The 276-nt window shown below is 46.4% G+C and carries 1 pseudogene; it reads right to left on the bottom strand.

The window, feature by feature from the left end:
• A pseudogene (locus KVT27_RS24470) lies at positions 1-276 on the bottom strand (hypothetical protein); the annotation flags it as partial.

Below are 276 nucleotides of genomic sequence, written 5' to 3' on the forward strand. Positions count from 1 at the left end.
CGTCCAAGGAAGCAAGCAGATGCAAGGGCCTTCCGGATACATAGCCAACAATCATCCCAAAGGTGACGCCAACAGCAGTTGAAAAGAATAATGGCTCCAGCTCAATTCCCGCTATTGTGCCTACAACCAGGCTGGAAACCATAGCAATAGTCATAGCCGCCATCATCCCGGTCATTTTAGTAAGCATGTTTTTCTTAGAACGCAATTGAAAGAGGACAACAACTACCGCCAGCAGGACGAAAATGAGGGAGGCAATACTTGTATTCACTGTTAACT

It is taken from the genome of Lysinibacillus sp. GbtcB16 (assembly GCF_019091145.1).
Lineage (GTDB): Bacteria > Bacillota > Bacilli > Bacillales_A > Planococcaceae > Lysinibacillus > Lysinibacillus fusiformis.